The sequence below is a fragment of the Streptomyces sp. TRM70350 genome (assembly GCF_019219825.1).
In the GTDB taxonomy this organism is placed as follows: Bacteria; Actinomycetota; Actinomycetes; order Streptomycetales; family Streptomycetaceae; genus Streptomyces.
In genome coordinates, this window is the sequence record NZ_JAHUXH010000030.1 from 28,565 (window position 1) to 52,559 (window position 23,995).

Below are 23,995 nucleotides of genomic sequence, written 5' to 3' on the forward strand. Positions count from 1 at the left end.
CGAGGCCCTCCCGGCAAGGTGACCCGAGGGTGCACCCCCTGTCCCTGCTGTCGCTCCCCCCTCTTGGGGACCCCCCTCGTGGGTACACTCGCGAGACGGACCGGAAACTGATGACGAGGGAAGATCGAAAGACAAGAAACGTCAGGTCAATCACGATGGGGAAGTGAGATGGCCGAAGCTGCACCGACACCGGCAGCTCTACCGCCGCACGTGCTGGAACGCGCAGATGTGCGGTCCGCGATAGCGAACCACGACTTCGGCGAAGTCTTCAGGCTGGCCAAGATCCACGGCAATATCAGCTACGCCAAGATCGCCGAGGCCGTCAGCTACAAACGCGAGCACATCGGCAAGATGGCCCGGCCCGAGACCGACGGCAAGGGCGTTCGTCCACGGATCACGCAGTTCAACAAGATCCTCGAAGTGGTCGACGGCCTACGCATCCCCGGCCATCTCGCCGGACTCGCCCCACGTCCGTGGGAGTTGGAACGATCGGCCGCCCCCTCCCGGACCGACGACCCGAGCGCCCTGATCGCTCAGGGTGGCGCGGGTATATGGGACATCGCAGAGATGCTGCGCCGTACCGAGATGTCCAGCATCAACAGCGCCGCCCTTGAGTCGATCGAGGAGGGCATCGATCAACTGGCCCGCGCCTACCCGTACGCCAACGCCGACTACCTACACGAGCGCACCCGCAACGGCCTGCAATATGTCACCAAGCAGCTCGAAGGCCGGATGACACTCCGCCAGCACCGGGAACTACTCGTCGATGCCGGATGGCTGTTCCTGCTCAACGCATGTGTCCAGTACGACCGGGGCCAGCGCGAGGCCGCCAACCTCAGCAAGGCCGCCGCACTCCGCATCGGCCAGGAAGCCGGACACGGCGAGATCATGGCGTGGGCGTGGGAGATCGAGGCCTGGTTCGCTCTCACCCAGAGCCGTTGGCAAGACATGCTCGATGCTGTCGAAGCCGGACACGTGGCTGACCAGACACACTCAGTCGGCGTGCAGCTCTACGCGCACAAGGCACGCGCCGCCGCCCGCATGGGAGACGCCCGCCTGGTCCGTGAATCCCTGGACGCCGGACGCGCCCGCCTGGACCGACTCCCCCGCCCGGATCACCCAGAGCACCACTTCATAATCGACCCGGACAAGTGGGACTTCTACGAGATGGACGCCTACCGCCTTCTCGGGGACGACGAGCGCGCCGCCGCCCACGCGCGATCCGTCATCCGCATCAGCACCGGCCCCGACGGAACCGAGATCTCCCCCATGCGCGCCGCAGAAGCCCGCCTCACACTCGGAGTCGCCGCCGCCCGCACCGGCGAGATCGAAGAAGCCATCGGCATGGGCACAGCCGCCCTCGAAGCCGACCGCAAATCCCTGCCGTCCCTGCTTTTAGTCGCCGACGAGCTGGACAAGGAACTGCGCTCCCGCCACCCCCGCGAGGCCGCCACCCGCGACTTCCACGAACAGATCATGACCATCAAGCGCGGCGCAGCCACGCCCGAGCTTCCGTTCTGAGTCTTACCAGTGATGAGGCCCTGTTCCGTGACGGAAGCAGGGCCCCATCTTGGCCTACGCGACCAGGTCACGGCTCGTGGTGTTGCTTCACCCCGTCCAGAGACCTCCGAGCGCCGTCAAGATCAGCAGGCAAAGGGTCATAGACCCGCCGAATGCTCCCGCACCGTATAGGACGGCTGAGGCCTTGGGCGTGTTGGTGGCGTACCTAAGCAGGGCTGCCACGATGCCCACGATGACGGACACCAAGGCACAGACGAGCACTAGCAGCACCCTGACGCCGAGAGAGAGGTTCAACGTCCCGAATCACTTTCCGGTGGTCGGACCTCCGGCTCATAGCACTCAGCCCGAACCACCACGTGACGTACGTGTGGTCAGCTGAGGCCATGCCGACGTTCAAGGTCTCGGTGCCTTGCCAAGGCTGCCGTGCGGCTGGAACCCCCGAGGTACTCGACGCTAATCCTCCAATATCGCGCGAAATGGCTGGAGGCCTCTCCTATCCCCAGCCAGGCGTACCCGGGTACGTCGGAACCCGAGTTCGCGCGAACCGCAATCCGCGTGCGGGCAACTGTACCGGTGCGGTTGGTGATTCACGCAGCACGAGGCCAGGGAGCTGATCGAGGGATGCGTCCGCGAGATGCCAGTCCGGCCGGATCAGCAGGTTTGACACATACTCCAACCCTCTGACGCGATCGGTTCCAAGGTCACCGGCGCTCTGGCACCTTCGATTGCCAGTCCCACGGCGGGCGGCGAAGCCGCCCTGGGTCGCTGACCAGCAAATCAATTACTGCATGAGCACGGCTTGACCGAGGACTCCCGCAGCGCGGCGACGGGCGCGAGTTCGGCGCGGGTCTGTGCCCAGAGGATCAGGGCGTAGGCGCCCACGGACAGGGCGGCGCCCAGCATTCCCAGCCCGAGGAACGGCCGCAGGCGCGCGATGGTCTCCGTGCGCCAGGCGCACACCGCGTACGCCGGTATCACGACCCCCTGCACCGCCATCAGCCACGCCACATAGCCGAGCGCCGACCCCGACGCCCGCACGCCCAGCCCGTCGACGACGGTGTACACGGCGATGGACAGCCCGGTCCCCAGCGCCGCCCCGATCGCGGGCCAGTCCGGCTGCCGCCCGCGCAGCCCCCACAGCGCGGCGCCGGTCAGCCCCGCGCAGCTCAGCGCGATCCCGGCCACCACCCACCCGTCGGGCACCTCGTGCGCGAAGATCGCGGCCAGCACGGTGACGACGAGCGGCGCGCTCCCGCGCGCGATCGGATAGGCCTGCCCGAAGTCACCGAGCCGGAAGGACTTCATCAGCAGCGCGTAGTACGCGATGTGCACCGCGGCCGACAGCAGCAGATACGGCCAGGCCCGCGCCGCCGGGACCGCCACGAACGGCAGCAGCGCGAGCCCGATGACCAACCCGCCCCCGGATATCAGCGCGAAAGCGACGAGCTTGTCGGTGATGCGGTGGGCGATGGCGTTCCAGCCGGCGTGCGTGACGGCGGCGAGCAGGACGGCCGCGGTCACCAGCGGCGTCACGCAGGGCACTCGCGGACGTCCGCCAGGGTGCCGCCCGCGTGGGTGATCAGGGCCTTGGGTGCCATCGGGAAGACGGTGTACGGCGTCCCGGCCGCCGCCCACACCACGTCGTGGTCGAGCAGCGACCGGTCCGCGAGCACCCGCGTGCTGCTGCGATGCCCGAACGGCGGCACCCCGCCGATGGCGTACCCGGTCGTCTCCCGTACGACGTCGGCGCGGGCCCGGGTGACCTTCTCGGCGCCGAGTTCCTGCCGCACCAGCTCCACGTCGACCCTGGACGCCCCGTCCATCAGCACCAGCACGGGCACCCCGTCGGCGGCGAAGACGAGCGACTTGCAGATCTGACTGAGCTCGCACCCGATGGCGGCGGCGGCCTCGGCGGCGGTACGGGTGGCGTGGGGGAACCGGCGGATCCGCCCGCGCAGCTCGCTGAGCCCGAGGGCGTCCAGCGCCTCGGCGAACCGTGGATGAGCTTCTGCGGCTCCTGCGTCCGAAGTGGTCATGAGCGGCACGCTAGCGGCCCGTGTACGGCACACGCGACCGGGTTACGGCCGCTCCAGTCAGAGGTGCGTCAGGAAGTCCGACCAGGTGGCGGGGGTGACGGTGACTCGTGCGGCGTCGGGCGCCTTGGAGTCACGGATGTGGATGGTGGCGGGGGTGGTGGCGACCTCGACGCAGTCGTTGACGTCGTCGGTGTCGCTGTAGCTGCTCTTGAACCAGTGGAGTTGTGCGGTGCTCATAGCTTCCCCAGCGCTTGCTCGATGAAGGCCAGCGACTCCCTCGGCGGGAGAGCCTGAGCCCGGATCATGCCATAGCGCAGCTCAAGGATCCGTAGGTCCTTCGGGTTCTCGACCGGGCGACCGTTGAACGCACCGGCACAGCGTCCAATCGCCGTGCCGTCAGCGAACTTCAGCACCTGGATGCGGCCCGACGATCCGGCGTGCTCCTCCAGGTCGGTGGCATGACCTGGAGCGTGACGTTTCTCAACTGCGCCACTTCCATGAGGTGTTCGAGCTGTCGGCGCAGCACCGCCTTCCCGCCGATAGGGCGTTCAAGGGTCACCTGCTCCTGAACAAAACACAGCGTCGGGGCAGGCTCCCGCTGGAAGATCGCCTTTCGAGCCGCTCGTGCGACCGTTCCCCGCTCCACCGTTTCCGGGCTGTGCGGGGGCTGCCTCATCTCGAACAGCGCCCGCATGTACTCCGGCGTCTGCAGCAACCCATGGATGTTGTGGCTGCTGTAGAACAGCAGCTCCACCGCGCGCCGCTCCAACTCCGTCAGCTCCCGCACCTTCTTCGGGTACCGAGCCTTCCGCATGTCCTCCATGAACGCCCGCAGATGCCCCTGCGCGTTCAGAACCGTGTCCGCCCTGTCCAGGAACTCCGGCCTCGGAATCCGCTGCCCCCGCTCCATCTTGCGGATCATGTCCTCGCCGTAGCCCATGACCTCGGCGAAGTCGGCCACGCCCATCCCCGCCGACTCGCGGCACACCCTCAGCAGGCGCCCCACCGCCTGTACCACCGGCTCGATCTCGTCGCCGGGCTCGACGTCCCAACCCGCCTCGTCCACATCGTCGTTCATGGCTCCTCCTCCGACGCGCACCTGTACCCGTACAACACCTGAGACAGCCAAGACAGCCGAGACAAAGCCGGGACAGTCACCCTACGCACAGGCGTTGTCACTGATCCACGGAAGCAGATTGGGTCACTCTCAGTGCATGAACCGCGAGATCACTGCCCCTGAAAACCAACTCTCGTCCCCCATCCGCAACTTCACCGTGCTCCTGTCCCCCACCCCACGCGGAGCCCGCCTCGCGCGCCTGCTCAGCACCGAGCAACTCCGCACGTGGGGTCTCCCGTTGCACCCGGCGGACCACATCGTGGCCGAACTGGCCGCGAACGCCGCCACCCACGGCCGCGTCCCAGGACGTGACTTCCGCCTGACGCTCTACGTCGTCGGCGACACCCTCCGCATCGAGGTCACCGACACCCGCGGCGACCGTCTGCCCCGCCTCGGCTCCGGCCGCGGCCTCCTCCTCGTCGACGCGCTCGCCGACCGCTGGGGCGTGGCGCCGGGACCGCACCCACGCAAGACGATCTGGGCCGAGCTGAACACCCTTGGTGCATGACCCAGATGCCCATGGAGTCCATCGGTGACTGTCACGCGACGAGGCAAGCAGGTGGCCACGTCATGAGGGAGACGCTGGAGCGCAGTGAGTAAATGCCGCACCTCTTCCGGCCGGAGGCCCCGACCCGCTCGGCTTCAACACCACCGCGCTTGTCTCACAGCCGGACCGGCGCCGACTCCGCGTCGGCGATTACCGGACGAAGCCGGTGAGGGCAAGCCCCGTCCCCACGGTGCCCTCACCGGCTGGTCTCAAAGGAGCCGTCGCGTCAGACGCGTACCAGCTCCCGGTCCTCCCGACCCCGGTCTGCCTCCGTGCGCAGGCCCTCGCCCTCCACGTCCACGTTGGGCAGCGCGCGGTCCAGCCACTTCGGCAGCCACCAGGCCTTCTTGCCGAGCAGTGCCAGGACCGCGGGGACGATCGCCATGCGGACGACGAACGCGTCGAAGAGGACCGCGATCGCGAGGCCGAAGCCGATCATCTTGACCATCGACTCGCTGGAGCCGATGAAGCCCGCGAAGACCGCCATCATGATGACCGCCGCGGCCGTGACGACCCGCGCGCCGTGCCGGAAGCCCGTCACGACGGCCTGGCCGGGCTTCTCGCCATGGACGTACGCCTCCCGCATCCGCGTCACGAGGAACACCTCGTAGTCCATCGCCAGGCCGAAGACCACGCCGACCATGAAGATCGGCATCATCGACATGACCGGGCCGGTCTCCTCGACGCCCATGAGGCCCGCGAGCCAGCCCCACTGGAAGACCGCGACCACCGCGCCCAGCGCCGCCATCACGCTCAGCAGGAAGCCGAGCGCCGCCTTCAGCGGGACCAGGATCGAGCGGAAGACCACGATCAGGAGGAGGAAGGCCAGGCCGACCACCAGGATCAGGTACGGGACCAGCGCGTCGTTCAGTTTCTCCGACACGTCGATGTTCATCGCCGTCGCGCCGGTGACCAGCAGCTCCGCGTCCGTGTCGGCCTTGACCTGCGCGCCGGTGTCCCGGATGGAGTGCACCAGGTCCTCGGTCGTCACCGACGACGGCTTGGAGTCGGGGATCACGGTGATCGTCGCCGTGTCGCCCGCCTTGTTGGGCACCGGCGGCGTCACCGTCACGACGTTCTTCAGGCCCTTGATCTCGTCGGCCACCTCACCGAAGGCGGCCTGGGGGTCGTCGCTCGACTTCGCGTCGACCACGACCATCAGCGGGCCGTTGAAGCCGGGGCCGAAGCCCTCGGAGAGCAGGTCGTACGCCCGGCGCTGCGTCGTCGACGTCGGCTGGGAGCCGTCGTCGGGCAGGCCCAGTTCGAGGGACGCCGCCGGGACGGCCGCGGCGCCCAGGCCGAGCACGCCCAGCAGGAGGACGGCGACCGGACGGCGTACCACGAAGCTCGCCCAGCGCGTGCCCATGTTCGGCTTGGCCGAAGCCTTGGACCGGCCGCCGCCGAGCAGCTTGCTCTTCTCGCCCGCCGGACGCACCTTCCGGCCCGCGTAACCGAGCAGCGCCGGAATCATCGTCAGCGCGATCAGGACCGCGATGGCCACCGTGCCCGCCGCCGCGATGCCCATCTTCGTCAGCATCGGGATGTTCACGACCGACAGGCCGACCAGCGCGATCACGACCGTCAGGCCCGCGAAGACCACCGCCGAGCCCGCCGTGCCGACCGCCCGCCCGGCCGCCTCCTCGCGCTCCCGGCCCTCCGCCAGCTCCGCCCGGTAGCGGGAGACGATGAACAGCGCGTAGTCGATGCCGACCGCGAGGCCGATCATCGTGGCCAGGGTGGAGGTCGTGGAACCCAGGTCCAGGGTGCTGGCGAGGGCGGTGATCGAGGCGACGCCGATGCCGACGCCGATGATGGCCGTCAGCAGCGGGAGTCCGGCCGCGAGCAGTGAGCCGAAGGTGATGACGAGGACGACTGCGGCGACCGCGATGCCGATGATCTCCGTGGTGCCGGTCTCCGGCGTCACCTGGAGCGCGTCACCGCCGATCTCGACGGTCAGCCCGGCGTCCCGCGCCTGCTGCGCGGCCTCCTTCAGCGCCTCCCGGGACGAGTCCGCCAGCTCCATGCCGGAGACGTCGTACCTGACCTGCGCGTACGCGACCGTGCCGTCCCCGCTGACGGCGTTCGCGGTGTACGGGTCGGCGACGGAGGCGACCTCGGAACCGTTGGACAGTTCCTGGACGGTCTCCTCGACGGTCGACTTGTTGTCGGCGTCGGTCATCTTCTCGCCGGTGGGTGCCTTGAAGACGACACGGGCGGTCGCTCCGTCGGCGCTCATACCGGGGAATCGTTCCTCCAGCAGGTCGAAGGCCTTCTGGGCCTCGGTGCCGGGGATCGAGAAGGACGTGGTGCCCGGGGCGGGCGCGCTTGCCGCGCCGACACCGGCGAGGGTCAGCAGCGCCACCCATATCAGGGCGACGAAGTGCCGTCGCCGGAAGGCGAGCCGGCCGAGTTTGCAGAGGAATGTGGCCACGAGGGCGTACTCCCGGTCAGGTCGTGGGGTTCTTCAGGGCAGGGGTGATCAGCCCGACGACGTGAGCGGTGACGTCAGGTACTCGGGACTGCGAGTGGGGACTTCTCAGGTGGTGGGCACGCCGAGGGCGGGGAGGACCACGGCGTCGATGTACGAGGTGAGGAAGGCCTTCGTCGGCGGCAGGTCGTCGATCAGCGCACGGGTGGCGAACGCGCCGAGCATCATGTGCACGACGTAGTTCAGCGCGGGGTTGTCCGCCCGGACCTCGCCCCGGTCGACCGCCCGCTGGATCAGCTTGCGCAGCTCCTGCGTCTCCGGCTCCACGAGCAGTTCCTTGAACGCCCTCATGAGATCCGGGTTCGTGTGCGCCGCCATGGCCAGAGCCCGCATCAGCGCGGCGTTCTGCTCCATGGTGCAGTCGTCCTCGCGGGCCATCAGGGCGTGGAAGTCGCCCCGCAGGGACCCGGTGTCGATGTCGGCGATGCCGCCCGGCTTGCTGTGCCGGATCGCCCTGGCCACCAGCTCGGCCTTGCCGCCCCACTGGCGGTAGAGCGTCGCCTTGCTGGACTTGGTGCGGGCGGCCACGGCGTCCATGGTGAGGGCGTCGTAGCCGACTTCCCGGAGCAGGTCGAGCACGGCCTCGTACAACTCGGCCTCACGTTCGGGCGTGATCCGACTGCGACGCGCCGTCGCGACCTCAGCCATGTGACTCACCCTTCCCGCTCGGTCGCCTTCCGTCTCCGTGCGACACGGTCTCGTACACGACGAATGTAGCGCAGGGCGATAAGAAACGAAACTGTTTCGTACGCGTCCCGGGTCACGTGCCGCCCACCAGGCATTCCCACACAGCGTTTCGCACGACTTGCTCCGGTCCGTCCCCCGGGCGAAGCATGGGAAGGTGACCTATCTGCGTCTTCCTCACCTCAGCGGTGACCTGCTGTGCTTCGTCGCCGAGGACGACCTCTGGCTCGCCCCCCTCGGCGGCCCGAGCCGCGCCTGGCGGCTCACTGTCGACCGCACCAAGGTCGGCCACCCGCGCTTCTCCCCCGACGGTCACCGGATCGCGTACACGAGCTGGCGCAGCCTCGATCCGGAGGTGCACCTGGTGCCGGTGGAGGGCGGCACCGGCCGTCGGCTCACCTACTGGGGCAGCTCGGACACCCAGGTGTGCGGCTGGACCCCGGACGGCGACATCCTCGCCGTCGCCTCGCACGGCGAGCCGTTCTCGCACTACACCTGGGCCTACAAGGTCCCCCCGGACGGCGACCCGGGCCGCAAACTGCCCTGGGGCCCGGTCGCGGACATCCAGGTCGCCGACGTCGAGGACGGCCACCGCACCCTCCTCCTCACCGGCACCCCGCCCCACGAACCGGCCTCCTGGAAGCGCTACCGGGGCGGCGCCATGGGCCGTCTCTGGCTGCACGGCAAGCGCCTGCTGGCCGACCTCGAAGGGCATCTCCACTCGCCGATGTTCGTCGGCGGGCGGATCGCCTTCCTCTCCGACCACGAGGGCGTCGGCAACCTCTACTCGTGCGCGTACGACGGCACCGACCTGCGCCGGCACACCGACCACGACGCGTTCTACGCCCGGCACGCCGCCAGCGACGGCACGCGCGTGGTGTACCAGTGCGCCGGGGACCTCTGGCTCGTCGACGACCTCGCCGCGGACTCGGCGCCCCGCCGGCTCGACGTGCGCCTGAGCGGTCCGCGCGCGGGACGTCGTCCCTACCAGGTGCCCGCCGCCCACCACGTGGACGGCATCTCCGTCGACGAGACCGGGCGCGCGAGCGCCGTCGTCGTGCGCGGGAGTCTGTACTGGCTGACGCATCGCGACGGTCCCGCCCGCACCATCACCGACACTCCGGGCGTACGGGTCCGGCTCCCGGAGATGCTCGGCTCGGGCGGTCAGGTCGCGTATGTGACGGACGCGGAGGGCGAGGACGCGATCGAGATCGCCTATCTGCCGCGCGCCACCGGCGACCGCGCGCCACGTCGGCTGGCCCAGGGCGAGCTGGGGCGGGTGCTGGAGATGGTCGCCGACCCGGAGGGCGAGCGGCTCGCCATCGCCGCGCACGACGGGCGGCTGCTGCTGCTCGACGCGTCGGAGCAGTCGAACGGCGAGGTGACCGAGCTGATCCGGTCGATCAACGGCCCGGTCCGGGACCTCGCCTTCTCACCCGACGGAACCTGGCTGACCTGGTCGCACCCGGGGATCGGCCGCTCGCTGCGGCAGATCAAGCTGGCCCGGATCAAGGACCGTTACATCGTCGACGTGACCAACGGCCGCTTCGAGGACGAGAACCCCGTCTTCACCAGCGACGGCCGCTATCTCGCGTTCCTATCCTGGCGCGGCTTCGACCCGGTGTACGACGTCCACACCGGCGACCTCTCCTTCCCGCTGGGCTGCCGCCCGTATCTGGTGCCGCTGTCCTCGGCCACCCCGTCCCCCTTCGCGCTGAACCCGGACGGGCGGCCGGCCGCCGGTGGCCTGTACCCGGTCGAGGACGAGGAGACCGGCGAGGCGGGCGCGGTGACGGTCGAGGTCGAGGGCCTGGAGAGCCGGGTCACGCCCTTCCCGGTCGCGGCCTCCAAGTACTCCGGGCTGTTCCCGGTCGCGGGCGGCGGGCTGGTCTGGCTGCGCTGGCCGATCTCGGGCGCGCTCGGCGAGACGTTCGTCAACCCGGACGACACCAGCGGCCGCCCCACCCTCGAGTACTTCAACATCACCAAGGCGAAGAAGTCCGAACTGGTCCAGCACCTCGACTGGTTCACCGTCAGCGGCGACGGCACCCGCCTCGTCGTGGTCGACGAGGGCGATCTGCGCGCGGTGCCGTCCACCGAGGTGGGCGACAGCGACACGACGACCTGGATCGACGTACGCCGCATCATGCACGAGGTCGATCCGGGCGCCGAGTGGCGGCAGGCGTACGAGGAGGCCGGGCGGCTCATCCGCGCCTACTTCTGGGAGCCGGGGATGTGCGGGATCGACTGGGACGCGGTGCTCGACCAGTACCGGCCGCTGGTCGACCGGGTCGCCTCGCCGGACGAGTTCGCCGACCTGCTGCGCGAGGTGCTGGGCGAGCTGGGCACCTCCCACGCCTACGTCTCCGCCGCCCGCCGCAACGAGGGCCCGCCCCACTACCAGCGCCGGCAGGGCCTGCTCGGCGCCAACTTCGTCCACCGGGACGGCGGTTGGATGGTCAAGCGCATCCTCCCCGGCGACTCCTCCGACTCCAAGGCCCGCTCCCCGCTGGCCGGTTCGGGCATCCGCGAGGGCGCGATCCTGACCCACGTGGACGGCCGTCCGGTCGACCCGGTGACCGGCCCCTACCCCCTCCTCGCGGGCGCGGGCGGTACGACGGTGGAGCTGACGTTCAGCCCGGCCGAGGGCGCGGGACGCTCCCGGCGGGTCGCCGTCGTCCCGCTCGTCGACGAACGCCCGCTGCGCTACCAGGACTGGGTGGCCAAACGCCGGGCGGTGGTCCGGGAGTTGAGCGGCGGCCGCTGCGGCTATCTGCACATCCCCGACATGGGCGGCTCCGGCTGGGCGCAGTTCAACCGCGACCTGCGCATGGAGGTGTCCCGGCCCGCACTGATCGTGGACGTGCGCGGCAACGCGGGCGGCCACATCAGCGAACTCGTCATCGAGAAGCTGACCCGCACGATCCTGGGCTGGGACCTCACCCGCAACGCCCAGCCGGTGTCGTACACCTCGAACGCGCCGCGCGGCCCGGTGGTGGCGCTGGCGGACGAGGCCACGTCCTCCGACGGCGACATGATCACGGCCGCCTTCAAACTCCTCGCACTGGGCCCCGTGGTCGGCCAGCGCACCTGGGGCGGCGTCGTCGGCATGACCGGCCGCCACCGCCTGGGCGACGGCACGGTCATCACCGTACCGATGAACGCGGCCTGGTTCGAGGCGTACGGCTGGTCCGTCGAGAACCACGGCGTCACCCCCGACGTGGAAGCCCTGCGCACCCCCCTCGACTGGGCGGAGGGCCGCTACGCCCAACTCGACGACGCGGTCCGGCTGGCCCTGAACCTGCTGGAGACGGAGCCTGCGGCAACGCCGCCGGACTACAGCCACGTCCCGGACAGGTCGAGGCCGAAGCTCCCGCCGAGGGCTTGAGGATTCTTGACCATGAGAAACATGAACGCAGGGCACCCTCCGCAAAGAAGGGCACCCTGCGTCACGGGTGAAGCCGACTACGCGTTACGCGTCGTAGTCCTGCTCGAACCGGTCCTGCTCCTCGCGGCGCTGACGCTCCATCTCCTCGTCCTCGCGCTGCTGGCGGCCACGCTGGCCACGCTCCTTGGCCTCACCGGCCTTCTGCTTGGCCTGCTCCTGCAGACGCTCGGACTTCTCCTGGAACTGGTCCTTCATGCCCATGTGGGTTCACTCCCGTGGGGGTGAGGGAATCTGGCACGACCAGATTCACACGGGCGATAACCCCGCGCATGTCGATCAGTTACGCACCGTAGTGCGGTGCTGCTCGTCGGCCACGCCACCCGCGCCCACCAGCCCCGTCCGCATCCCCCGCAGCCGAGGCGCGAACCGCCGCATCTCCCGCTGCCCCACGGTCCCGACGAGCGTCGGCAAGTACCCGCGCACGCCCTGCATCCCGCGCAGCCACCACTGCCCGTACACATGGCTCGACCGCCGCTCGATCCCGGCCACCAGCCGGTCCACCGCCGGTCCCAGCGGATACGTCTTGTTGGCCGGCCACGGCAGCCGCTGCCTCAACTCCCGCATGACGTCGTCCTGATCGGCCCCGCGCACCATGTCGGTGTCGGTCCACGACAGGTACGCGACGCCGACCCTCACGCCCTGGTGGCCGACCTCGGCCCGCAGACTGTGCGCGTACGCCTCCACGCCCGACTTGGACGCGCAGTACGCGGTCATCATCGGCGCCGGTGTGATCGCGGCGAGGGAGGCGACCTGGAGCAGATAGCCCCGGCTCTCGGTGAGCACCGGCAGGAAGGCGCGGGCGGTCACCGCGGAGCCGATGAGGTTGACCTCGATGACCCGCCGCCAGGCCTCCGGGTCCGAGTCGACGAACGGCCCGCCGGTCGCCACGCCCGCGTTGGCGACGACGATGTCGACCTTGCCGAACCGCGCCTTGACCTCCTGGGCCACCTTCGCCATGGCGGCGTGGTCGGTGACGTCGGCGTGCCAGTGGTCGCTCTCGCTGTGCAGTCGTGCGCAGACCCGCTCGAGCTCGTCCGGCTCCAGCCCGACCAGCGCCACCTTGGCGCCGCGCGCCGACAACTTCCGGGCGAGCAGCTCCCCGACGCCCCGCGCGGCCCCGGTGACGACCGCGACCTGTCCCTCCAGGCTGACCCTGCTCATGCGCCCTCCCTGACCGGTTCCTGCGGCGCGTATGCGGTGACGAGTTCGCGTATCTTCCCGGTGACCAGCTCGGGAGCCTCCACCGGTGTCATGTGGCCGAGCCCGGGCAGCTCGGTGAGCCCGACGCACCGCGGCAGCGCGGCGACCAGCGCACGGGCGTGCACCGGGGGCGTGAGCCGGTCCTGCGCGCCGACGACGACCGCCGTGGGGACGTGCAACTGCCGTACGCCGTGGTCGAGATCGAGCAGGCGCAGTACCTGCGACCAGCTGTGGCGCACGGCGCGCGGGCAGGCGTGCACGATCCGCGCGCACGCCTCCACCATGTGCGGGGCGGAACCGGCGCCCATGGTCGCGTACTTGAGGATCCCGCGCGCGAGCGGCGTGACCGGGCCGAGGGGCGCGCGGGAGCCGAGGATGTGCCGGGTCAGCCAGGTCCGCAGCCGCCCCGCCCTGATCGGCACGACGGTCGACTCGGCGACCAGCCGTGAACTGCCCGTGCTGCACAGCAGGACGGCGGCCGCGTGCGCGCGGAAGCGTTCCCGTTCGGCCGCCGCCAGCACCGTCATGCCGCCCATGGAGTGCCCGGCGATCACCGCCCTCTCCCCCGGCGCGAGCGTCGCGGCGAGTACGGCCTCCAGGTCGTCGGCGAGGGACTCCGTACTGCACACGCGGGCGGCGGGGCTGCGTCCGTGGCCGCGCTGGTCGTAGGCGATGACGCGGTGGTCGGGGGCGAGGGCGCGGATCTGCGCGGCCCAGAAGGCGGTCGAGCAGGTCCAGCCGTGCACCAGGACGACGGCGGGCGCGCGCTCGGGGCCGTGCACCTCGACGTGCAGGCGTGCGCCGTCGGCGGAGGTGACGGTCAGCTCGTGGGCGGGGGCGGGTGGGGCGTAGGGGCCGGAGGAGACGTGCAGGAGGCGGCTCATGCGGTGGCCTCCTGCACGGCCGCTTCGGTGACCTTTCCCGTGGAGGGGCGCAGCACCTCGTACTCCCCCAGATCCACCCGCCGCGTCGCGCGCCGGAACTCGCCCGTGGTACCGGGCCAGATGGTCGTGTTGCGCCCGTTGGCATCCAGATACCAGCTGGTGCAGCCACCGGTGTTCCACACCGTGCGCTTCATCCGCTCCTGCACCCTGTGGTTCCAGGCGCGGACGGCCAAGGGGCGTGCGTCGAGGGCCACGCGCCCGCCGAGCACCTCCAACTGCCGTACGTAGTCGGCCATGTAGTTCAGCTGGGACTCGATCATCAGGATCATGGACGAGTTCCCGAGGCCGGCGTTGGGCCCGATGATCGTCATCCAGTTCGGGAACCCGGCGGCGGACGCCCCGCGCAGGGCCTCCATCCCGTCCTTCCAGGTCTCGGCGAGCGTCCGCCCGTCCGCGCCCACCACCCGCTCGGCGATCGGCATGTCGGTGACGTGGAAGCCGGTGCCGAAGACGATCGCGTCGACCTCGGCCTCGGTGCCGTCGGAAGCGGTGACGTTCGAGCCGTTGATCTCGCTGAGCCCGCCCGCGAGCACGTCCACATTGGGCTGGGCGAGCGCCGGGTAGTAGTCGCTGGACAGCAGGATCCGCTTGCAGCCGATGCGGTAGTCGGGGGTGAGCTTGGCGCGCAGGGCCGGGTCCTTGATGGCGCGGGCCATGTTGCGCTTGGCCAGCTGCTCGACGAAGCCCAGCTGGCCCGGGTGCTTGGTGAAGGCCTGCACCTGCAACTCCCGGATGCCCCACAGCAGTCCGCGCCGGGCCTGGGTGGTGAACGGCAGTTGGCGGTGCAGCCATCGCTCGGCGCCGCCGATCGCGCGGTCGACGCGGGGCAGGACCCAGGGCGGGGTGCGCTGGAAGACGACGAGCTTCGACACGGAGGGCTGGATGGCGGGCACGATCTGGATGGCGGACGCGCCCGTGCCGACCATGGCGACCCGCTTGCCGCGCAGATCGTAGTCGTGGTCCCAGCGGGCCGAGTGGAACACCCTGCCGGGGAAGGTGTCGAGCCCCGGGACGTCGGGGATCTTCGGGTCGGACAGCGGCCCGGTGGCGGAGACGACGAGGTCGGTGGTGAGGGTGCCGGAGGCGGTCTCGATCTCCCACCTCAGTTCGTCGCCGTTCCAGGTCATCCGCTTCACCTCGGAGTTGAACCGGATGTGCGGGCGCAGCCGGAAGACGTCCGTGACGCGCTCCAGGTAGGCGCGGATGTGCTCGTGCCCGGAGAAGGCGCGGGGCCAGTCGGGGTTGGGTGCGAAGGAGAACGAGTAGAGATGCGACGGCACGTCACACGCGCACCCCGGATAGCTGTTGTCCCGCCAGGTGCCGCCGACGCCGTCGGCCCGTTCCAGGACGACGAAGTCGGTGATCCCCTCGCGGCGCAGCCGCACGGCGGCTCCCAGCCCGCCGAACCCCGACCCGACCACCGCCACCCGTACGTGCTCGTGCTCGGCCATACCGACGCCCTCCCTTCAACCCTGCCAGTGAACACTGGCGCAATCGGGAGAGTAGAGGAGCTGTGTACTGATGGGTAGGGGGCCGTACGAGGAAAGTTACCGGCGGTACGACTTAGGGTGCGGACGTGGCAGACAAGCGTGAGTACCGCATGGACGAGCTGGCCCGGCTGGCCGGCATCACGGTGCGCACCCTGCGCTTCTACCGCGAACGCAAGCTGATTCCGCCGCCCCGCCGCGAGGGCCGTATCGCCTGGTACGACGACCACCACCTGGCCCGGCTGCGCACGATCGCGGCGCTGCTGGAACGCGGCCACACCCTGAACGGCATAGCCGAGCTGGCCGAGGCCTTCGACCACGGCCGGGATGTCGCCGACCTGCTCGGCGTCGGCGCCCCCACCGAGGAGGAACCGGTCCGCCTCAGCCCCGAGGAACTCGCCGACCGGTTCGCGGGCCAGGCGACCCCCGAGAACCTCGCCGCCGCGATGGAACTGGGCTACCTCGGCACCGACGGCGACGAGATCGTCCACATCAGCCGCCGCCTGCTGGACGTGTCGTCGGCGCTGGTACGGGAGGGCATCCCGCTCGCGGAGGTGCTCCGGGCGGGCCAGCAGGTCCGCTGCCACGCCGACGCCCTGGCCGACCTCTTCACCGACCTGGTCCTGCGCCACGCCTCGGAGGAGGACCTGCCCCGCCTGCGCCCACTGGCCCGCAGCGTGGTGGAGGCGGAATTGTCGCTGGCGTTGGACCGGAGGATGCGGAGGCAGTCGTAACGGCCGTGGAAGCCCCTGACGGTCGTAGAAGTCCTAACGGTCGTAGACCACCGTCACCGGAGCGTGGTCCGACCACCGCTCGCCATGGCTGGCGGCCCGCTCCACGAACGCCTTGACCGCCCCCTGCGCGAGCCCGGGCGTGGCCACTTGGTAGTCGATGCGCCAGCCGGTGTCGTGGTCGAAGGCCCGCCCCCGGTACGACCACCAGGTGTACGGCCCCTCGACGTCCGGGTGCAGGGCGCGCACGACGTCGACGTAACCGCCCGACTGCGGGTCGAAGACCTGCGTGAGCCACTCCCTTTCCTCCGGCAGGAAGCCGGAGTTCTTGGTGTTGCCGCGCCAGTTCTTCAGGTCGGCCTGCTGGTGGGCGATGTTCCAGTCGCCGCAGACGAGCACCTCACGTCCGTCGGCGGCGGCCCGCTCCCGCAGACCCTTGAGGTAGGCGAGGAACTCGCCCATGAAGCGGACCTTCTCGTCCTGCCGCTCGGTGCCGACCTCGCCGGAGGGGAGGTAGAGCGAGGCGACCGTCACACCGGGCAGGTCGGCCTCGACGTAGCGCCCACTGCCGTCGAACTCGGCGGACCCGAACCCCACCCGCACGGCGTCCGGCACACGCCGGGTGTACAGGGAGACGCCCGCGCGCCCCTTGGCGGCCGCCGGCGCGTGCACCACATGCCAGCCCTCCGGCGCCCGCACCTGCTCGGGCAGCTGCTGCGGCTCGGCGCGCACTTCCTGCAGGCAGAGCACATCGGCTTGGGTACCGGCGAGCCACTCCACGAAGCCCTTCTTCGCGGCGGCCCGCAGCCCGTTCACATTCACAGAGGTCACAGTGAGCACCGGGGCACCCTACCGGCACACTGGACAAAGTCCGGATTCCTCATTCTGCATAGGTGTACGATCCCTGGCATGCATATACGCCGCGTCCCTTTCGACCACCCCGACGCCGTGAAGCTCAACGACGAGGTCCAGGCCGAGTACCACGAGCGCTACGGCGACGGCGGCGACGCCACCGCCCTCGACCCGTCGGACTTCCGGCCGCCGAACGGCGTGTACCTGATCGCCTACGACGAGACCGACCGCCCCGTGGCCACCGGCGGCTGGCGCAGCCAGGACAAGAACGACGAGGGCAACGAGGACGGCGACGCCGAGCTGAAGCGGATGTACGTGATCAAGGAGCTGCGCGGCCGCGGCCTCGCCCGGCGCATGCTCGCCGCCCTGGAGGACGACGCCCGCGCCGCGGGCCGTATCCGCATGGTCCTGGAAACCGGCACCCAGCAGCCGGAGGCCATCGCCCTCTACACCTCCAGCGGCTACGAGCCGTGCGCCAAGTTCGGCTACTACCGCTTCCACGAGTCCAGCCGCTGCTACGCGAAGGCCCTGTGACGGGGGCCACTTGAGGGGCGGTCACCTGGCGCACAGCACGACGTCACCTGACCCACAACGCACTAGAGCCCCGCCGGAATCCCGGCGGGGCTCTATGCTGCGTGGACCTGAGGGGATTTGAACCCCTGGCCCCCTCGATGCGAACGAGGTGCGCTACCGGACTGCGCCACAGGCCCTTGCAACGAGTGAAACTTTAGCACCCCGATCGGCGTGCTTGGAAATCCGTTCCCGCTGGACGCGGGGCCCGGCCCGGCCGCTACTCGTTGGCCGCCCGCGGCCGCTCCCCGTCCTCGTACTGGTCGAACAGCGGCGTCCGCCCCCGCTCCCGCGCCCGTCGCGCCGAGGCCGCCCGGCGCCGCGCGTCCCCGCGCCCCTCGCCGTCCGCCTTGTCCGCCGCGCCGTCCGTCTCCCGGGTCTGCCCGCTCTCCCCCGCTTCGGCATCGGACGGCGACGCGGAGCCGGACGCACCGGAGCCGTGCTCCCGGGAGCCCACGCCCGCCTCGTGCTCCCGCGCCACCGAGCTCGACCGCGCCGAACTCCACGCGTCCGGCGCCCCGAGATCCACATCCGGCGTCGCGCGCGGAGCGACCGGCGCCGTCACATACGTCGGCAGCGGCACCGGCACCGGCTCCCAGCTCTCCCCGCGCCCGGGCCGCCGCTGCCGCTCCCGCTGCTGGTCGACCCACTCGGCGTGATCGGTCTGCTCCACCAGCGCCCGCCGGTCCGCGGCCAGCGCCGACAGCCCGGGGTCGGTCTCCGGCTCGGGCCCCTCCTCGGGTTCGTCGGCCTCGGCCTCGGCCGTGGCGTGCCGGCGCGGCTGGCGTGCCCGCTCGCGGAGCCGCTGGGCCGCGGCCTCCGCCCGGCGCCGGTCCATCTGGTAGGCGAAACGGCGGCGCTCCTGGATGCGCAGATACGCGATGTACCCGCTGAGCAGCACGGCGGGCACGCCGGGCGCCCAGAGGAACGCGAGCCCGCCGACGGCCGCGACGATCGCGCCGAGCGTGAAGGCGAGGAAGAGCATGATGGTGGTGCGCCTGCGGCGCGCAAGCACTTTCGAGCGCCGGGCGCGCGCCGCGGCCGCCTCCGCGCCGGGGGCGCGGCGGGCCGGGGGGATCGGCTTGCGCGGGGACGCGGAGGCGTCCTCCCGTGCCGGGGCGGGGACGGTGCCGGAAGCGCGGGCCTCGGACGCCTGCCCGGTTCCCGACGCCGCCTCCACGACGCCGCCCGCCTGCGGGCGCGTCGGAGGCACGGCGAAGGCCCGGACGTCCACCGAGTCGGTGACGGCGTCCGGGGCGTCGAAGCCAGGCTCCCCCTCGTCGGCGGAGCGTGCCCGCAGGTCCTTGGCGTATCGGCGCTCCATGCCCGCCCGTCCGGACAGCAACCGGATGGCTGTGCTGAAGCGTTCCGTCGGACGGGCCTCGTTCAGCTCGTCCTGCCTACGGAGCCACATCGGCACCAAGTAGGCGGCCCAGGCCCCGACGATGACTGCGTAGATGAGGCCGCTGCTGCTCACGTCTCACACGGTAGAGGGGTTTGCGTGAGGCCATCTGCCAATTGAGCCGGTGTGTCGCACGATCTGGCTGATATTTCGAGCTTTTTTTGCGACCGATGCGATCAGCGGGCTGGCGTGTCCGCGAATTCAATGCCCTGGTCCGGTCAGGAACCGATCATTTTCGAACATGTATTCAATTTCGGGGTTACGCGGGATTCCCGGGGGCGTTCTGCGGGGTGTTCCGCGTCCGGTTGCGGCGCCAGCGGGCCAGCAGTCCCTCGGGGACTTCCTCCGCCGTGAGCGCGAACACCAGATGGTCGCGCCAGGCGCCGTCGATGTGGAGATAACGGGGCCTGAGGCCCTCCTCACGGAATCCGAGTTTCTCCACCACGCGGCGGCTGGGCCCGTTCTCGGGGCGAATGCAGACCTCGATGCGGTGCAGGCCGACGGTCCGGAAACAGTGGTCGACGGCCAGTGCCACGGCGGTCGGCATCACACCCCGGCCGGCCACCGCCTCGTCCACCCAGTACCCGACGTGCCCCGAGCACATCGAGCCCCAGGTGATCCCGGCGACCGTCAACTGCCCGACCAGCTGCCCCTGGTACTCGATGACGAACGGCAGCATCCGGCCCGCGTTCGCCTCGGACCGCAGATGGCGCACCATCTGGCGGTACGTCGGCCGGTGCGCGATCGGCCCGCCGGGCGCGGGCGGCGGAATGGTCGCCTCCCAGGGGCGCAGCCAGTCCCGGTTGCGCCGGTTGACCTCACGCCAGGCCCGCTGGTCGCGCAGCTTTATCGGCCGGAGGACGACATCGCCCTCCACCAGTTCGACGGGCCAGGATGCGCTGCTCAGCTCGCACCCCCACTGCTGGGTCTGGGGTGGTCACCGCCGCGGATCTGGTCGACGGCGTGGATCAGCAGGGGCTCCAGAACGGCGAGTCCGTCCCGTACGCCGCCGGTCGAGCCCGGCAGGTTGACGATCAGTGTCCCGCCCGCCACTCCGGCCAGGCCCCGGGAGAGCACCGCGGTGGGCACCTTGTCCCGGCCGTGGGCGCGGATGGCCTCCGCGATGCCCGGCACCTCGCGGTCGAGCACCGCGCGCGTGGCCTCCGGGGTGCGGTCGGTGGGCGAGATGCCCGTGCCGCCCGTGGTGACGATCACGTCGTACCCGGCGTCCACGCCCGCCCGCAGCGCGGCCTGGACGGGGTCGCCGTCCGGGACGACCTGCGGGCCGTCGACGGCGAACCCGAAGCCCTTCAGGCCGTCGGCGACCAGCGGGCCGCCCTTGTCCTCGTAGACCCCGGCGGCGGCCCGGTTGGAGGCGGTGATCACCAGGGCGCTGTAGGGCGCGACCAGCGCGCCGCCGAGCGCCGCGTCGAGAGTCATGCCCGGCTCCAGTCACCCGACTTGCCGCCCGTCTTCTCCTCCACCCGTACGTCCGTGATGACCGCTCCCTTGTCGACCGCCTTGACCATGTCGATCACGGTGAGCGCGGCGACGGAGACCGCGGTGAGAGCCTCCATCTCGACGCCCGTGCGGTCCGTCGTCTTCACCGTGGCGGTGATCTCCACGGCGTCGTCCGCTACCGACAGATCCAGTGTCACACCCGACACCGACAACGGGTGGCACAGCGGGATCAGATCCGGGGTGCGCTTGGCGCCCATGATCCCCGCGATGCGGGCGGTGGCCAGGGCGTCGCCCTTGGGGAGGCCCTCGCCGCGCAGCAGCTCGATGACGCGGGGCGAGACGAGGACGCGTCCGCTCGCGCGCGCGGTGCGCGCGGTGACGTCCTTGCCGGACACGTCGACCATGCGGGCGGCGCCCGCGTCGTCGAGGTGCGTCAGTCGGTCCTGCGTGCTCATGGTGTGGCGCTCCCGGTCCGGGGGCCCGACGCGGTGCGGCGCGCGGGCCTGTTGTCCGCGACACGGTACCGCCAACCTGGGGCGCTCAGCCGAGCAGGACCACCTCGACCTCGGTCCCGGGCTCGACGGACTCCACGTCCTCGGGGACCACGATCAGCGCGTCCGCGTGCGCGAGGGCGGCGACCAGGTGTGATCCGGCGCCCCCGACGGGGGTGGCCTTTCCGTCGGCGTACGTCCCGCGCAGGAACTGCCTGCGCCCCTTCGGCGAGGTCAGCGGCTTGTCGGCGGTCAGGGTCGCGCGGGCGCGCGGGCGGTGCACGTCCCGCAGCCCCATGAGGGTGCGGATCGCGGGGCGGACGAACAGCTCGAAGGAGACGTACGACGACACCGGGTTGCCGGGGAGGGCCAGCAGGGGTGTGTGGTCGGGGCCGATGGAGCCGAAGCCCTGGGGCTTGCCGGGCTGCATGGCGATCCTGCGGAACTCGATGCCGCTGCCCGGCACGTCCTCGTCGCCGACGTGCGACAGCGCCTCCTTGACGACGTCGTACGCCCCGACGCTGACGCCGCCCGTGGTGACCATCAGGTCGGCGCGCACGAGCTGGTCCTCGATGGTGGTGCGCAGGGTCTCGGCGTCGTCGGCGACCGCGCCCACCCGGTAGGCGATGGCACCGGCGTCGCGGGCGGCGGCGGTGAGGGCGAAGCTGTTGGAGTCGTAGATCCGGCCGCTGGCCAGCTCCTCGCCGGGCTGGACGAGTTCGCTGCCGGTGGACACCACCACCACGCGCGGGCGCGGGCGTACCCGGACCGTGCCGCGGCCGATCGCGGCGAGCAGCGCGATCTGCGGCGGGCCGAGGACGGTGCCCGCTTCGAGGGCGCGGTCACCGGCCTTCACGTCGCTGCCCTTCGCGCGTACGTGCGCGCGTGCCTCGGCCGAGCGGTGCACGCGCACCTGCCCGCAGGCGCCCTCGGGGCCGAGGCTGCGGGCCCGCATCCCACTGACGGGGCCCTCGCCGAGGCCGCCGTCGGTCCACTCCACGGGCACGACCGTCTCGGCGCCGGGCGGCAGCGGGGCGCCGGTCATGATGCGGGCGGCCTGGCCGGGTCCCACGGTCAGCGGCTCGGCCTGGCCCGCCGCGACGTCCCCGACGACCTCCAGGACCGCCGGGAACTCCTCACTCGCGCCCGAGACATCCGCGACCCGTACCGCGTACCCGTCCATGGAGCTGTTGTCGAACGGCGGCAGGGACACCGGCACCGTGACGTCGTCAACCAGGACGCAGCCCTGGGCGTCGAGCAGTTGCAGCTCGATGGGTTCGAGGGGGCGGACGGTGTCGAGGATGTCCTCCAGGTGTTCGTCCACCGACCACAGGTGGTCCTGGCCGGTGGCGCGGGGCGCGGCGGTGCTCACGTGGCTACATCTCCTCGGTGACGTAACTGCGAAGCCAGGTCCGGAAGTCCGGGCCCAGGTCTTCACGTTCGCACGCGAGTCTGACAATGGCACGCAGGTAGTCGCCACGGTCGCCGGTGTCATAGCGGCGGCCCTTGAAGACGACGCCGTGCACCGGGCCGCCGGCCTTCTCGTCGGCGGCGAGCTGCTGGAGGGCGTCGGTGATCTGGATCTCGCCGCCGCGGCCGGGCTCGGTCTTGCGCAGTACGTCGAAGATGCGCGGGTCGAGGACGTAGCGGCCGATGATGGCGTAGTTCGACGGGGCGTCGGCCGGGTCCGGCTTCTCGACCAGGTCGCTCACCTTGACCACGTCGCTGTCCTCGGTGGTCTCCACGGCGGCGCAGCCGTAGAGGTGGACCTGCTCGGGCGCCACCTCCATGAGGGCGATGACGCTGCCGCCGCGCTGCTCCTGGACCTGGATCATGCGCTGGAGGAGCGGGTCGCGCGGGTCGATCAGGTCGTCGCCGAGGAGCACCGCGAAGGGCTCGTCGCCGACGTGGGGGGCCGCGCACAGGACGGCGTGACCCAGTCCCCTGGGGTCGCCCTGGCGCACGTAGTGCATGGTCGCGAGGTCGCTCGACTCCTGGACCTTGGCGAGGCGCTCGGCGTCGCCCTTCTTCTCCAGAGCCGACTCGAGCTCGTAGTTGCGGTCGAAGTGGTCCTCAAGGGGGCGCTTGTTGCGGCCTGTGATCATGAGGACGTCGTCGAGACCGGCCGAGACGGCCTCCTCGACCACGTACTGGATCGCCGGCTTGTCCACGACCGGCAGCATCTCCTTGGGAGTGGCCTTGGTGGCCGGCAGGAACCGGGTGCCGAGGCCTGCTGCGGGAATGACAGCCTTGCTGATCCGTGGTTGCGCCTGAGTCATGCCCGCAACCATATCCGGTGCCTTTGTGGGTAATCCTCGGCTCCGGCCAGTTCACGCTCATATGAGCACATTGATCACGGTATGGGAGCAACGATGGGACACCTCGGACGCACGGGCGAGCCTGACAAGCGCACATTGCGGCGAGAGCTCCTCGCGGTGAGAAACAGGTTGCCCGCAGGTGACGTGGAGTCGGCGGCGGCCGCACTGGCCGAACGCGCGCTCGAACTACGTGAGCTGGCGCACGCGCGCACGGTGGCCGCGTACGTCTCCGTGGGCAGCGAACCCGGCACGCTCACGCTGCTCGACGCGCTGCACGCGCGCGGGGTGCGCGTCCTGCTTCCGGTGCTTTTGCCCGATAACGACCTCGACTGGGGTGTCTACTCCGGGAAGGGCTCCCTGGGGCGCGTCCAACACGGCGGGAAGATGGCCCTCTTGGAGCCCGTCGGTGAGCGGCTCGGCCCGGACGCCGTGACCGGCGCCGACGCCGTGCTGCTGCCGGGGCTCGCGGTCGACACGCGCGGGATGCGGCTGGGGCGCGGCGGAGGGTCGTACGACCGCGTCCTGGCGCGTCTGGAGCGCGCGGGCGCCCATCCGGCGCTGGTGGTGCTGCTGTACGACACGGAGGTCGTCGCGCGTGTCCCGGCGGAGCCGCACGACCGGCCGGTGCACGCGGTGGTGACGCCGTCGGGCGTGCGCCGCTTCCAGGGCTCCGGGAGGTGAGGCACCGGCAGGCGAAA

General features: G+C 70.8%; 22 protein-coding genes, 1 tRNA gene and 2 pseudogenes. 7 read left to right on the top strand and 18 right to left on the bottom strand.

Features of this window, described 5'->3' with window-relative positions; all coding sequences use genetic code 11:
• Positions 1-168: 168 nt before the first annotated feature.
• Positions 169-1,521 (top strand): tetratricopeptide repeat protein, encoded by a 1,353-nt coding sequence (locus KWI83_RS30975; RefSeq protein WP_218517691.1) that lies wholly within the window; start codon positions 169-171, stop codon positions 1,519-1,521.
• Between the two features lie 777 nt (positions 1,522-2,298).
• Here KWI83_RS30975 and KWI83_RS30980 read toward each other — a convergent pair.
• The 4 genes and pseudogenes from KWI83_RS30980 to KWI83_RS30995 form a co-directional block, all read right to left on the bottom strand.
• Complete coding sequence (locus KWI83_RS30980; RefSeq protein ID WP_218517692.1) at positions 2,299-3,054, bottom strand: EamA family transporter; 756 nt, start codon at positions 3,052-3,054, stop codon at positions 2,299-2,301.
• Positions 3,051-3,557, bottom strand: a complete 507-nt coding sequence (locus KWI83_RS30985; protein ID WP_218517693.1) for a YbaK/EbsC family protein — start codon at positions 3,555-3,557, stop codon at positions 3,051-3,053. Before KWI83_RS30985 ends, KWI83_RS30980 begins: the two co-directional genes overlap by 4 nt.
• A gap of 57 nt (positions 3,558-3,614) precedes the next feature.
• Positions 3,615-3,794, bottom strand: a complete 180-nt coding sequence (locus KWI83_RS30990; RefSeq protein WP_218517694.1) for a DUF397 domain-containing protein — start codon at positions 3,792-3,794, stop codon at positions 3,615-3,617.
• Positions 3,791-4,635, bottom strand: a pseudogene (locus KWI83_RS30995) (helix-turn-helix domain-containing protein). Before KWI83_RS30995 ends, KWI83_RS30990 begins: the two are co-directional and overlap by 4 nt.
• A gap of 136 nt (positions 4,636-4,771) precedes the next feature.
• Between KWI83_RS30995 and KWI83_RS31000 the strand changes: the two are divergent.
• Both KWI83_RS31000 and KWI83_RS39220 read left to right on the top strand, forming a co-directional pair.
• A complete protein-coding gene (locus KWI83_RS31000; protein WP_218517695.1) occupies positions 4,772-5,182 on the top strand; it encodes an ATP-binding protein in 411 nt (136 codons plus the stop codon).
• Between the two features lie 121 nt (positions 5,183-5,303).
• Positions 5,304-5,378 (top strand): annotated as a pseudogene (locus KWI83_RS39220) (type II toxin-antitoxin system RelE/ParE family toxin); the annotation flags it as partial.
• A 69-nt stretch (positions 5,379-5,447) separates the two neighbouring features.
• Here the strand turns inward: KWI83_RS39220 and KWI83_RS31005 are convergent.
• Both KWI83_RS31005 and KWI83_RS31010 read right to left on the bottom strand, forming a co-directional pair.
• Positions 5,448-7,652 carry an MMPL family transporter gene (locus tag KWI83_RS31005; RefSeq protein WP_218517696.1) on the bottom strand — a complete coding sequence of 735 codons (2,205 nt, stop codon included), beginning with the start codon at positions 7,650-7,652 and terminating at the stop codon, positions 5,448-5,450.
• Between the two features lie 105 nt (positions 7,653-7,757).
• Positions 7,758-8,357 carry a TetR/AcrR family transcriptional regulator gene (locus KWI83_RS31010; RefSeq protein WP_218517697.1) on the bottom strand — a complete coding sequence of 200 codons (600 nt, stop codon included), beginning with the start codon at positions 8,355-8,357 and terminating at the stop codon, positions 7,758-7,760.
• A gap of 193 nt (positions 8,358-8,550) precedes the next feature.
• On the opposite strand from KWI83_RS31010, the gene KWI83_RS31015 reads away from it, so the two are divergent.
• Positions 8,551-11,781: a S41 family peptidase gene (locus KWI83_RS31015; RefSeq protein WP_218517698.1), complete on the top strand. Its 3,231-nt coding sequence runs from the start codon at positions 8,551-8,553 to the stop codon at positions 11,779-11,781.
• Between the two features lie 84 nt (positions 11,782-11,865).
• Here the strand turns inward: KWI83_RS31015 and KWI83_RS31020 are convergent, their stop codons facing one another.
• From KWI83_RS31020 to KWI83_RS31035, 4 genes are all read right to left on the bottom strand, one after another.
• Positions 11,866-12,042 carry a hypothetical protein gene (locus KWI83_RS31020; RefSeq protein ID WP_171116677.1) on the bottom strand — a complete coding sequence of 59 codons (177 nt, stop codon included), beginning with the start codon at positions 12,040-12,042 and terminating at the stop codon, positions 11,866-11,868.
• A 75-nt stretch (positions 12,043-12,117) separates the two neighbouring features.
• Positions 12,118-13,002 carry an SDR family oxidoreductase gene (locus tag KWI83_RS31025; RefSeq protein ID WP_218517699.1) on the bottom strand — a complete coding sequence of 295 codons (885 nt, stop codon included), beginning with the start codon at positions 13,000-13,002 and terminating at the stop codon, positions 12,118-12,120.
• Positions 12,999-13,925 (bottom strand): alpha/beta fold hydrolase, encoded by a 927-nt coding sequence (locus KWI83_RS31030; RefSeq protein ID WP_218517700.1) that lies wholly within the window; start codon positions 13,923-13,925, stop codon positions 12,999-13,001. Before KWI83_RS31030 ends, KWI83_RS31025 begins: the two co-directional genes overlap by 4 nt.
• Positions 13,922-15,436, bottom strand: a complete 1,515-nt coding sequence (locus tag KWI83_RS31035) for an NAD(P)/FAD-dependent oxidoreductase (RefSeq protein ID WP_218517701.1) — start codon at positions 15,434-15,436, stop codon at positions 13,922-13,924. Before KWI83_RS31035 ends, KWI83_RS31030 begins: the two co-directional genes overlap by 4 nt.
• A 125-nt stretch (positions 15,437-15,561) precedes the next feature.
• Between KWI83_RS31035 and KWI83_RS31040 the strand changes: the two genes are divergently transcribed.
• The gene (locus tag KWI83_RS31040) at positions 15,562-16,206 is read left to right on the top strand and encodes a MerR family transcriptional regulator (protein ID WP_218517702.1); all 645 of its coding nucleotides are present in this window, start codon (positions 15,562-15,564) and stop codon (positions 16,204-16,206) included.
• Positions 16,207-16,239: 33 nt separating this feature from the next.
• On the opposite strand, the gene KWI83_RS31045 is transcribed toward KWI83_RS31040, so the two are convergent.
• Positions 16,240-17,043, bottom strand: a complete 804-nt coding sequence (locus KWI83_RS31045) for an exodeoxyribonuclease III (RefSeq protein ID WP_218517703.1) — start codon at positions 17,041-17,043, stop codon at positions 16,240-16,242.
• A 69-nt stretch (positions 17,044-17,112) separates the two neighbouring features.
• Between KWI83_RS31045 and KWI83_RS31050 the strand changes: the two genes are divergently transcribed.
• Positions 17,113-17,589, top strand: coding sequence for a GNAT family N-acetyltransferase (locus KWI83_RS31050; RefSeq protein WP_218517704.1), 477 nt, complete (start codon positions 17,113-17,115; stop codon positions 17,587-17,589).
• Positions 17,590-17,691: 102 nt separating this feature from the next.
• On the opposite strand, the gene KWI83_RS31055 is transcribed toward KWI83_RS31050, so the two are convergent.
• The 7 genes from KWI83_RS31055 to galU all read right to left on the bottom strand — a co-directional run bounded on the left by KWI83_RS31055 (position 17,692) and on the right by galU (position 23,258).
• Positions 17,692-17,765: transfer RNA gene (locus KWI83_RS31055), tRNA-Ala, on the bottom strand.
• A gap of 80 nt (positions 17,766-17,845) precedes the next feature.
• Positions 17,846-19,102 (bottom strand): gephyrin-like molybdotransferase receptor GlpR, encoded by a 1,257-nt coding sequence (glpR, locus tag KWI83_RS31060; protein ID WP_218517705.1) that lies wholly within the window; start codon positions 19,100-19,102, stop codon positions 17,846-17,848.
• 184 nt (positions 19,103-19,286) lie between these two features.
• The gene (locus KWI83_RS31065) at positions 19,287-19,904 is read right to left on the bottom strand and encodes a GNAT family protein (protein WP_308122276.1); all 618 of its coding nucleotides are present in this window, start codon (positions 19,902-19,904) and stop codon (positions 19,287-19,289) included.
• Positions 19,905-19,930: 26 nt separating this feature from the next.
• Positions 19,931-20,467: a molybdenum cofactor biosynthesis protein B gene (locus KWI83_RS31070; RefSeq protein WP_218517706.1), complete on the bottom strand. Its 537-nt coding sequence runs from the start codon at positions 20,465-20,467 to the stop codon at positions 19,931-19,933.
• A complete protein-coding gene (gene moaC, locus KWI83_RS31075; RefSeq protein ID WP_218517707.1) occupies positions 20,464-20,943 on the bottom strand; it encodes a cyclic pyranopterin monophosphate synthase MoaC in 480 nt (159 codons plus the stop codon). Before moaC ends, KWI83_RS31070 begins: the two co-directional genes overlap by 4 nt.
• An 85-nt stretch (positions 20,944-21,028) precedes the next feature.
• Positions 21,029-22,351 carry a gephyrin-like molybdotransferase Glp gene (gene glp / locus KWI83_RS31080; protein WP_218517708.1) on the bottom strand — a complete coding sequence of 441 codons (1,323 nt, stop codon included), beginning with the start codon at positions 22,349-22,351 and terminating at the stop codon, positions 21,029-21,031.
• Positions 22,352-22,355: 4 nt separating this feature from the next.
• Entirely contained in the window at positions 22,356-23,258 is a 903-nt protein-coding gene (galU, locus tag KWI83_RS31085; protein WP_218517709.1) for a UTP--glucose-1-phosphate uridylyltransferase GalU, read from the bottom strand.
• A 93-nt stretch (positions 23,259-23,351) separates the two neighbouring features.
• Between galU and KWI83_RS31090 the strand changes: the two genes are divergently transcribed.
• Positions 23,352-23,978, top strand: a complete 627-nt coding sequence (locus KWI83_RS31090; RefSeq protein ID WP_218517710.1) for a 5-formyltetrahydrofolate cyclo-ligase — start codon at positions 23,352-23,354, stop codon at positions 23,976-23,978.
• Positions 23,979-23,995: the final 17 nt, after the last annotated feature.